Annotated in this window: 8 protein-coding genes; 6 read left to right on the forward strand and 2 right to left on the reverse strand. The window is 69.4% G+C overall.

Going from position 1 to position 10,510, the window contains the following annotated elements:
- Positions 1-128 precede the first annotated feature (128 nt).
- On the forward strand, positions 129-1,040 hold the full coding sequence (locus tag MOQ72_RS30485) for a nitroreductase family protein (RefSeq protein WP_242189196.1): 912 nt from the start codon (positions 129-131) through the stop codon (positions 1,038-1,040).
- Positions 1,041-1,602: 562 nt separating this feature from the next.
- Positions 1,603-3,282 (forward strand): DUF4153 domain-containing protein, encoded by a 1,680-nt coding sequence (locus tag MOQ72_RS30490; protein ID WP_242189197.1) that lies wholly within the window; start codon positions 1,603-1,605, stop codon positions 3,280-3,282.
- A 37-nt stretch (positions 3,283-3,319) separates the two neighbouring features.
- On the opposite strand, the gene MOQ72_RS30495 is transcribed toward MOQ72_RS30490, so the two are convergent.
- The gene (locus tag MOQ72_RS30495) at positions 3,320-3,589 is read right to left on the reverse strand and encodes an SHOCT domain-containing protein (RefSeq protein WP_242189198.1); all 270 of its coding nucleotides are present in this window, start codon (positions 3,587-3,589) and stop codon (positions 3,320-3,322) included.
- Between the two features lie 273 nt (positions 3,590-3,862).
- Here MOQ72_RS30495 and MOQ72_RS30500 point away from each other — a divergent pair, with 273 nt between their 5' ends.
- From MOQ72_RS30500 to MOQ72_RS30510, 3 genes are all read left to right on the forward strand, one after another.
- Positions 3,863-4,873, forward strand: coding sequence for a 3-phosphoglycerate dehydrogenase (locus MOQ72_RS30500; RefSeq protein WP_242189199.1), 1,011 nt, complete (start codon positions 3,863-3,865; stop codon positions 4,871-4,873).
- Positions 4,870-5,898, forward strand: coding sequence for a DUF1015 family protein (locus MOQ72_RS30505; RefSeq protein WP_242189200.1), 1,029 nt, complete (start codon positions 4,870-4,872; stop codon positions 5,896-5,898). The genes MOQ72_RS30500 and MOQ72_RS30505 overlap by 4 nt, the downstream gene beginning before the upstream one ends.
- Positions 5,899-6,032: 134 nt before the next feature.
- On the forward strand, positions 6,033-7,253 hold the full coding sequence (locus tag MOQ72_RS30510; protein ID WP_242189201.1) for an aminotransferase-like domain-containing protein: 1,221 nt from the start codon (positions 6,033-6,035) through the stop codon (positions 7,251-7,253).
- Between the two features lie 9 nt (positions 7,254-7,262).
- Here MOQ72_RS30510 and MOQ72_RS30515 read toward each other — a convergent pair whose 3' ends face one another.
- Positions 7,263-8,207 carry a LysR family transcriptional regulator gene (locus MOQ72_RS30515; RefSeq protein WP_242189202.1) on the reverse strand — a complete coding sequence of 315 codons (945 nt, stop codon included), beginning with the start codon at positions 8,205-8,207 and terminating at the stop codon, positions 7,263-7,265.
- Positions 8,208-8,343: 136 nt separating this feature from the next.
- Here MOQ72_RS30515 and MOQ72_RS30520 point away from each other — a divergent pair, with 136 nt between their 5' ends.
- Positions 8,344-10,380: an NADH:flavin oxidoreductase gene (locus MOQ72_RS30520; protein WP_242189203.1), complete on the forward strand. Its 2,037-nt coding sequence runs from the start codon at positions 8,344-8,346 to the stop codon at positions 10,378-10,380.
- Positions 10,381-10,510 lie beyond the last annotated feature (130 nt).

Raw genomic sequence — 10,510 nt, forward strand, 5'->3', positions numbered from 1 at the left:
CAGACGCCGCTGCTGCTGCGACTTTCCCGACCCGTGCCAAGATCCGCCGGGTCGTTGGACTCTGGCTGGTCCGGACGCCTGCTGGCAGCGTGACCATTGCGCGCGGGCGCGTGGTCCGAGGAGTTGGCATGCGACGGTTCCCTCCGGCTTTCGACCTGGTGCCCGACCAGGTGGCGCAGGTCATCCAGTTGGCCGGGTTGGCTCCTTCGCCGCACAACAGCCAGCCTTGGCGGTTCCGGGTGCTGCCGCACGTCATCGAGGTGCACGCCGACCGCTTCGGATGGCTGGCCGACGTCGACCTGACCGACCGCGAGCTTCGGATGGCCTGCGGTGCGGCGCTGATGAACCTCCGGCTCGCGTTGGCGCACGCGGGCGTGCAGCCGGTGGTGACGTTGTTGCCCCGGCTCGCGGGGCCCACCGTGGTGGCCGAAGTGCGCAGCGGCGGCCACCAGCGTCCGGAAGCCGAGCAAATCGCCCTGGTAGAGGCGATTTCGGATCGGCGCACCCACCGGCGGCCATTCCATCCGACCGCGGTGTCCGTCGAGTGCCGACGCGGTCTGGTGCAAGCGGCTCGCGCCGAGAACGCCTGGTTGCACCTGATCCAACCGTCCGAACGCGGCGCCTTGGAGCGCCTCGTGCACCGCGCCCGCCTGACCCGACTGGGAGATGGGGGCAACGAGCTGGCCGCTTGGACCGGATCGCCCGCGGACGCCGAATCGGAGGCGACGGCCGAGTTCGATCCGAACCCGTTGCTGGCCGTGCTGGGCATGCTGCGCAGCAGCCCGGAAGACGAGCTGCGCGCCGGGCAGGCGCTGCAACGCGTCTGGTTGACCGCCACGGCGCGCGGGCTGGTGGCCGCGACGCCGCCGGAAATGGCGGCAGTCCCGGACATTCGCGACGACTTGCGCCGACTGCTCGGTGGTTCGATCCAGCCCCACGCGTTGCTGCGGATCGGCTACGGCGCCCCATCCCCAGCGGCACCGCGGCGCGATCCGGGCGAACTGCTCATCGACGCGTTCCCCGCCTCGAACCGGACGTGACCGATCAACCGGGGAATGGGCTCGTCCTGCGGCCGGGATCCGCCACGGACTCCGCGCCGAAGCCGGTCGGCCAATTCGTCGAGGAACCAGTCGAGCACCGACTGGGCTACCTCCGCGTCGGCGGTCGCGCCCCTGCCCAGCGCTTCCTTGCGCGCCCGCCCGAAAATCCGGATCTCCTCGCACAGTTGCTCGTACGGGAGGTCGCTGCACCTCGTGATCAAATCCATGCCAGACCACTCCAGTGGCCAATCGAGCGATCGGAGACCCGCATCGCGGCGTGCCTCCGACCTCTCTCCCCCAGTGTTGAATCCCCGAACCAGGTCGAGGAATGTCGCCGATCGACTGCTTCGTGCGCACCTGATCCAAAGATAGCCGCCTCCGTCGACCATTTTCCTCACCCACATGGGGATATGTTGGAAATTTACCGTCATATGTGAAATGAAGTCATAAACCGACACGAGTGCCCGGTGGCGGAAAATCTGGCGAAAGTTCGGACTTCCGGCGAACCAGATCGTCCGCTGCGCGTCTATACGGAGGAGTGGGAAAGCACGACTGGAGGATCATGTCCGACAAACCGAGCCAGGCGCCGCAACCAGCCGATGCAGCCGAGCGGGAGGTACCACCCGAAACTCCCGCTGAGACGGCTCCAGGCGCCGAGCAGGACCAGCCGGTTGACGCGTCGGACAACGCGGACGGCGGAACGGATGGCGAATCCGAGGCGACGCCCGTCGTCGCATCGGTGGGACTGCCTCCGATGCAGCCGATGCAGTCCCCGCCGGTGCCGATGGCCCCGATAGCGCAGCAGCCCCGGCCCACCGGATGGGCTTACCCGCCACCGCAGCCGATGCCGCCGATGTTCGACGGTTATTGGCTGAGTCCGAACGTCTCCGGTGCGCCGGTCGCATTGCTCGCGGCGCTGATCGGCGGCGTCGCCGCCGCGGTCTTCCTGCCCTTGGACAGCCCCGGAATCGGCTGGCCGTTGCTCGGACTGGCCACCGCCGCCGGACTTTTCCTGGTGGGCCGCAAGGCCGAACGCAAGGTCCACATCGGACGGTTGTTATGGGCGGGTGCGGCGCTGCTGCTGCTGGCGGTGTGCGCTTTCCGCGCGGCCGAATGGCTTTCCGCCCTGTGCGTGATGACCGCTGCGGTCGCCGGAATGCTCGCGGTATCCGGTGGACGCAGCGTCCGCGCGTTCGCGATGGCCGCTGTCGCGATTCCAGTGGCCGCGTTCCGCGCCGTGCCCTGGACCGTGCGGGGAGTGCGAGGGCTCGGGCCGGGAAAGGGCGGACTGCGACTCGTGCTGTCCCTCGCGGTCGCGCTCCTGCTGCTGGTCATCTTCGGCGCGCTGTTCGCCGGGGCCGACGACAACTTCGCCGACCTGGTCTGGGCCGTGCTGCCCAGCCTCGACGCGGAAACGCTCTTCCGCTGGACATTCCTGCTCGCCTTCTTCGGGTTCGCCGCCCTGGGCGCCGCGTTCACCCTGCTCCGGCCACCGGTTCGGACGGAGCCGACGGTCGAGGTCAAAACCTTGCGCCGACTCGAATGGGCACTGCCGATCGGCCTGCTGGTGGCGCTGTTCGCGGCGTTCATCGCGGTGCAGAGCACGCCGATGTTCGGCGGCGGCGAGCACGTGCAGAACACCGAGCGCCTGACCTACGCCGGCTACGCGCGCAGCGGCTTCTGGCAGCTGATGGTCGTCACGATCCTCACCCTGCCGATCATCGGCGGCGCGGCCCGTTGGGCGCCCAAGCGCACCAGGTTCGACCGCAACCTGCTGCGCGGCCTGGCCGGGATGCTCGCGGTGCTGACGTTGCTGATCGTGGTCTCCGCGCTCATCCGCATGTGGGCCTACCAGGACGCCTACGGCTACACGGTGATGCGCCTGCTGGTGATGTCCTGCGAACTGTGGCTGGGCGTGGTGTACCTGCTGGTCATCGCCGCTGGTGTCCGGCTGCGGGCGAGTTGGCTGCCCGCCGCGGTCGTCGGCACGGCGATGGCGGCCCTGCTGGCGCTGGCGGCGATCAACCCCGAGGGGCTGATCGCCGAACGCAACGTCGCCCGCTTCCAGGCGACCGGCAAGCTCGACGACTGGTACCTCATGGGCCTGTCCACCGACGTGCTCCCGGCCCTGCGGAACCTGCCGGACCCGCAGCGCGCGGAGATCACCGCCGACATCATCGAGGACCTGGACGACGACACGACCTGGCGATCCTGGAACCTCTCCCGCCACCTGGCAGGCTGACCCGCCGCCGGAAGGACACCTCCGGCGGCCAGCACGGTCAGCCCAGTTCGCTGAGCCGCTCGCGGTACTCCTCGGAGCTGAGCTCGCCTCGGGCGTAGCGCTCGGCGAGGAGGTCCTTCGCCCGCCCCAGACCGGAGCGCGGTCTCCCCCGCACCGCCAACCAGATCACCGTGCCGATCAGCGCGGCGACCAGCAGCAGGAAGAACAACCCGATCAGCCATCCCGGACCGCCGTGCGGTCCGTACCAGCCGGGATTGCCCCACGGCGCCAAGAACTCGGTCAACATCGCTGCCACCTCCGTGGTCATCAGGACTGCTTGCCGGTTCAGCTTCGGCTCGGCGGGCTCCGATGTCGTCGGTCAGCGAGCGACAGTTGAACTACCGCACGCAACGTAGCGGGCGTACGCAGGCAGTCGACTAGAACGGCGACCTGCCCTTCCGAGTGACCGCCGGGCGCGCCGATCGGGTGTTGACGTCCCCTCGGACCGGCAGCCACCATTGCGCCATGCGCAAAGAGGTGCGCGATAAGCAACATCGGCGTTGACGGTCGCCGCGCGGCCGGGAGTTGTTGGGAGTTGCTGATGCGGATCCTCCTCGCCGACGCCTTCCCGGCGGCTTACCTGGCTGAGCTGGCCGAACGCGGTCACGACTGCGACTACCACCCGGAGACCACCACCGACCAGCTCGCCGAGCGGCTCACCGGTCATGCCGTCCTGGTCGTCCGCAGCACCAAGGTCCCGGCCTCGGTGCTCGACGGCGCTGACGCGCTGCGCATGGTCATCCGAGCCGGATCCGGCACCAACACCATCGACTGCGCCGCGGCGTCCCGACTCGGGATCTACGTCTGCAACGTCCCCGGACGCAACGCGATCGCGGTCGCCGAACTGGCCTTCGGGCTGCTGCTCGCACTGGACCGCAACATCTGCGACAACGTCACCGACCTGCGCGCCGGGCGCTGGGACAAGAAGCGCTACTCCCGCGCACGTGGAATCCTCGGCCGTCGGGTCGGTGTCATCGGCTTGGGGCGGATCGGTCTCGCGTTCGCCGAACGAGCCGCCGCATTCGGCACCGAGGTGTACGCCGTCGCCAAACCGGACCGCTCCTCGGAGACCCTGCACCGCGCTCGGGCGATCGGTGTGCACTTCGTCGACGACCTGACCACCCTCGCGCGGACCTGCGACGTGCTGTCCCTGCACCTGCCCGCCAGCGACACCACCCGGCACCTGATCGACGGCGACCTGCTCGCCCAGGTGCAGCCGGGCACCATCATCTTGAACACCTCGCGAGGCGAACTCATCGACGAGGACGCGCTCATCGAGGCGATGGAGAGCAAGGGCGTCCGCGCCGGTCTCGACGTGTTCGCCGACGAGCCCACGACGAGCTCCGGAACCATCGGGTCTCGACTGGCCAAGCACCCGAACGTCTACGGCACGCACCACATCGGGGCCTCCACCGAGCAGGCCCAGCAGGCGGTGGCGGCCGAAGTGGTGCGGATGGTCGACGCCTTCGCATCCGGCACCGCGCTGCACTGCGTGAACCTCGACGAAGCACGATCCCCGCAGCCCGCAACGCATTCCGGCGATCTGCCGTGAACGCCCCACCGATCCGGCAGGACGCGCCGGACCACCGCGGCAACACGGGCATCACCGCACGGCCGCCTCGCGTGCTGGTGAACGGCCACCCGACAGACCCCGCAGTCGTCGTGTACCGGGTGGAAATCGGTCGGCACCGGCAGACCGGAGTCGTCGTCGAGGTGTCCATCAACGACTACCGCACCGGGCGCATCCGCCGCCACGAGGACACCCAACCCGCCCGCGTGCGCCAAATCGACGAGCTGACCGAGGCAACCGGAGTCGAACAGATGCCGGTGATGTTGGTCCACAGAGGACATCTGCACGCCCGGTTGGGCGAAATCACCGCTGCCCGGCCCGAAGTGCACGTGACGAGCAAGGGCGTCGCCCACTCCGTCTGGATCCGGCGCGAGGCGGACCTGATGCACGCGCTGAACGAAGAGATCAGCCGGATCAGCACGCTTTACATCGCCGATGGTCACCACCGGATGCTCGCCGCGGAACGCTACGCCGCCCGCCGACGGCACCTCGGCGACGACCACCCCAGCGCTTTCACCCTGGCGGCGCTGTTTCCGAGCGACGAGATGCGCATCCTCGGGTACCACCGCTGCTTCGCGCTGTCGAAGGGATCATCCGCCCAGGACGTGCTCGACCGGCTCGCCGCACAATCCGTGACCGCGCGCATCGAAGAATCCGCCGCCCCGGAGACCGAACGCGGCGTCGTGGCGGTGGGTCTCGGCGGTCGGTGGTACCGGCTGTCGCTGCGCAGCCGCCCCGGACCCGACGCCTTCGCCATCGACGAAGAGCTGCTGCCGAAGCTGCACGACCTCACCGACCACCAGGTCCCGACCGCACCCAACCGGCACCACGCGATGGAGACCTGCTGGTGCGAAACCGAAAACGCGATCCGCCTGATACCGCACCCGCCGACGATCGAGGACGTGCTGGCCACCTCGGACGCGGGCCTGCTGATGCCGCCCAAGTCGACCTGGTTCGACCCGAAACCGAACCCCGACCTGTTCCGCCGCTCACTCACCGGCAGCTAGATGCTGTCCAGAACCCGCGGCGGTGCGAGCTGAGTCCCACACCGCAAGCGGCTACGCCGCTTACAGAACAGCGCCTAAAGTTCTAGTAGCAGGCGAACGTGCTTCGGGAACATCGAAAGCGGCAGGAGGCAAGCGTGCAGCCACGAACCGTCGCGGCAGGCGAAGAGCGGGATTGGAGCGGTCGGCTCGCCCGGCGCACTGCCGGTGAGGATGGCTCGATCACCGCGATCTTGGCGCTGGCCAACGCACCCGACGTGCTCAACTTCTCCGGTGGCTTCCCCGCCCCTGAGATGTTCCCGACCGAGATCGTCGGCGACCTCGCGACGCGCCTGTTCCGCGAGGACGCCGCGGTCAGCATGCAGTACTCGGCCAGCCAGGGCATCGAAAGCACTCGGGACGCGATCGCCGAACACCTGTCCCGCATCGAGGGGCGACGACCCTCCGACGCCGAACTGATGATCACCAGCGGTGGAATCGACGCGGTCACGCTGATCTCGCGGAGCATGCTCGATCCCGGCGACGTGGTCGCCGTCGAAGAACCGACCTACCTCGGCGCCGTGAGCGGGTTCACCGGCTGGAACGCCGTCATGCGCGGCCTGCCGATGGACGCGGAGGGCCTGGTCGTGGCGGAGCTGGAGGAGCTGATCGGCTCCGGGGTGCTGCCGAAGTTGCTCTACGTCATCCCGGAGTACCAGAACCCGAGCGGGCGGGTGCTCAGCGAGTCGCGGCGCCGGGCGCTGATCGAGGTGTGCCGCAGGCACGGCGTCCTCATCGCCGAAGACGTCGCTTACCGCGAAATCGGTTTCACCGGCGAGCGGCTGCCCAGCCTTTGGTCGATGGCGCCGGACTGCGTGGTCCAACTCGGCACCTTCTCGAAGACCTTCTTCCCCGGTGTGCGGCTCGGCTGGGCCGCCGGGCCGCCCCAGGTGATCGCGCAACTGGGCGTCGCCAAGCAGAACTCCGACCAGTGCGCCGGGGCTCTCGGACAGCGCTTGGTCGAGGCGTTCCTGCGCGGTGGGCACTTCGACGGCCAGGTGCGCCGCCAGCGGGAGTTCTACCGGACCCGCGGCATGGCGATGGATGCGGCCCTCAAGCGCCACCTGCCCGATGACGTCACCTGGGCGACCCCGACCGGCGGTTTCTTCTGCTGGGTCGGCGTTCCCGGCGTGGACACCGAAAACCTGGCCCACGCGGCGCAGGCGAACCAGGTCGCCTTCGTCCCCGGTGCCCCGTTCTTCGCCGAGCGCGTGGAAAACCACTTCGCGCGGTTTTCCTTCAGCCGCGCGACGGAGGAGGAGATCGACGAAGGAATCGCCCGCATCGCACAGGCGATCGAGTCGCTGCGCGCCCCCTGAACCCGGTGTTCAGCCGGGCTGGAACGAGCCCGGCTCGGTGGAGGCCGCGGGCAGGATGCCCGCCGCGGTCTTGGTGATCGATTCGAGGGCGCGGGCGACGGCCGGATTGTCCCGGCCGCCCCGGCGGGTCGCGGCGAGGATGCGACGGGCCGGGGCGGGTTCGCCGCGCAGTCGGACGCGCGCCACCGGCCAGTCGCCGGGTAGCCGGGCCAGCCGGGGCACCAGGATGACGCCGAATCCGTGGGCGACCATTGCGGTGCCGGTGTCCCATTCGTCGGCGTAGTGCGCGATGTCCGGGCTGAAGCCCGCCGCCATGCACGCCGTGATCACCAGTTGGTGGTAGGTGCTGCCCGGCCGACCGACTATCCACGATTCGTTCGCCGCGTCGGCCAGCGTCACCGCTGGACGGGTGGCCAGCGGGTGCCCGTCGGGCGTGACCAGGTCGAGCGGGTCGTCGAGCAGCGGCTGCTGGTCGAAGCGCGCATCCGACAGCGGTGGTGTGTCGGCCGTGACGATCACCAGCGCCAGGTCGGCATCGCCAGCCAACAGCAGATCGAAGCAGCGGGCCGGTTCGGCCTCGATCAGCCGGACGCGCAGGTTCGGCAGGCTGTCGCGCAGTTCCGCGGCGGCCGGGGGCAGCAGATGCGTTGCGGCAGTTGAAAAACCGCACAGGGTGAACGATCCGCCGGGTTCATCGGCATGCGCGGCCAGGTCCGCTTGCGCGCGCTCCCACTGCGCGTAGAGCAGTTCCGCGTGGTGCAGCAGCGCGTGCGCGGCTGCCGTCAAACGAATTCTGCGCCCCTGCGGCACGACCAGTTCCACCCCCAGCTCCGCCGACAACTGGCGCAGCTGGTACGAGACCGCCGAGGGCGTGTAGTGCAACGCCTGTGCCGCAGCCGTAACAGTCCCGTGCTTCGCGACGAGCTGCAGCACTCGAAGCCGACTGTCAATCATGCAAGCAGTTTGCACGATTGCCTGCATGAACGTTTGATTGTCCGCAAGCGTTGCGGGCGCCACGCTTGCGGTGTGCCGGTCGTGGACCGGCCGAGCGAATCCCCCACCGGACCGAACGGAATTCGCGAGGAGCGCCATGCGCACCGATCCCCTGCTCCAGCCCTTCACCATCAAGCAGCTCACGCTGCGCAACCGAGTGGTCAGCACCTCGCACGAACCCGCCTTCGCCGTCGACGGCCTGCCCCAGGACCGCTACCGGCTGTACCACGTGGAGAAGGCGCGCGGCGGGGTCGGGCTGACCATGATCGGCGGCTCCGCGGTGGTGTCGCCCGACAGCCCGCCGTCCTTCGGCAACCTGCTGCTCTACCGCGACGACGTGGTGCCGTGGCTGCGTCGGCTCGCCGACGACGTGCACGCCGAAGGAGCTGCGGTGATGTGCCAGATCACGCACCTGGGCAGGCGCACCAGCAACTACTCCGGCGACTGGCTGCCGGTGCTGTCCGCCTCGCCGCTGCGCGAACCCGCGCACCGCGCCTTTCCCAAGGCGGCCGAGCAGTGGGACCTCGACCGCATCGTGCAGGACTACGCCGACGCTGCCGCACGCTGCCGGGCGGGCGGTCTCGACGGCGTCGAAATCCAGTCGTACGGCCATTTCCTGGACAGCTTCCTATCCCCGACGACGAACCACCGGCGCGACGAGTTCGGCGGGGACCTGGCCAACCGCACGGCGTTCCCGCGTCGGGTCATCCGGGCGGTTCGGGCGGCGGTCGGGCCGGATTTCATCGTCGGCATCCGCATGATGATGGCTGAAGACCGACCCGACGGGCTGGTCCTCGACGACGCCCTGGGGGCGGCGCGGTCCTACCTCGCCGACGGCATCGACTTCATCAGCACCATCCGGGGTTCGATCGAGAGCGATGCCGCCCTGGCGAAGGCGATCCCGTCCATGGGCACGCCTTCGGCGCCGTTCCTGGAGTTCACCGGCGAGATCAAGCGCCTGCTCGACGTCCCGGTGATGCACGCCGGTCGCATCGCCGACGTCGCCACCGCGCGGCACGCCGTGCGCGACGGGCTGCTGGACCTCGTCGGGATGACCCGAGCCCAGATCGCCGACCCGCACCTGGTCGCCAAGGTCGCCGCCGGGGCGGAGGACCGCATCCGGCCGTGCGTCGGGGCCAGCTACTGCCTCGATTCGATCTACGACTCCGGTGACACCAAGTGCATCCACAACCCCGCCACGGGGCGGGAGCGCCACTTGCCGCACACCGTCGCACGCGCTGCCGAACGCCGCAAAGCCGTGATCGTCGGCGGCGGCCCGGCGGGTCTGGAAGCGGCTCGGGTGCTCGGCGAACGCGGTCACGAGGTCGTCCTGTACGAGGCGAGCGACGTGCCGGGCGGGCAGGTGCGGATCGCCGCGTCCAACCCCCGCAGGCGGGATCTCCTCGGCATCGTCGATTGGCGCGTCGACGAGTGCAAGCTGCTCGGTGTCGATCTGCGGTGCGGGATTCTGGCCGAGGCGGCGGACGTCCTCGCGGAACGGCCGGACGTCGTGCTCATCGCCACCGGTGGCACGCCGAACCTGGCATTCCTCACTGCTGGCAGCGATCACGTGCTCGATACGTGGGACGTGCTCAGCGGCGCGTCGCATCCCGCGGGGCGAGTGCTGGTCTACGACGACAACGGCGCGTATCCGGGCATGGACGCCGTCGAAGTATTGGCCCACCGGGGAACCTCGATCGAATACGTGACCCCGGAACGGATGCTCGCGCCGGATGTCGGCAGCCTGAATTCCCCCGCATACCTGCGAGTTTTCGCCGAGCACGCGGTGGAGGTCACGCTGGCCAACCGGCTGCGGTCGGTGCGCCGCGCGGCCGACGGCCGCCTGATCGCGACGCTGTGCAGCGAATACGCCGCGGTCGAGACCGAGCAGGTGGTGGACCACGTGGTCGTGGAGCACGGAACGCTGCCCAACGACGATCTCTACCAGGAGTTGCTGCCCGATTCGAGCAACTTGGGCGAAGTGGACCACCGCGCCCTGCTGGCGCTCGAACCGCAGCGCGTCACCCGCAACCACGCCGGGCGCTACCAGCTGTTCCGGGTCGGCGACGCCGTTACCAGCCGCAACATCCACGCTGCCGTGTTCGACGCGCTGCGGCTGTGCCTACCGATGTGAAGGGGTTGCAGCGAGTTGGTCGTGGGGGGGGGAACCGGGGGGGGGCCCCCGTTTGGCCAACACCCCCCCCCCCACGGGTATGGGGGGGGTGAGGAGGGGCAACCGGGGGCCCCCCCCCCACCCCCCCCCC

It is taken from the genome of Saccharopolyspora soli, from assembly GCF_022678645.1.
In the GTDB taxonomy this organism is placed as follows: domain Bacteria; phylum Actinomycetota; class Actinomycetes; order Mycobacteriales; family Pseudonocardiaceae; genus Saccharopolyspora; species Saccharopolyspora soli.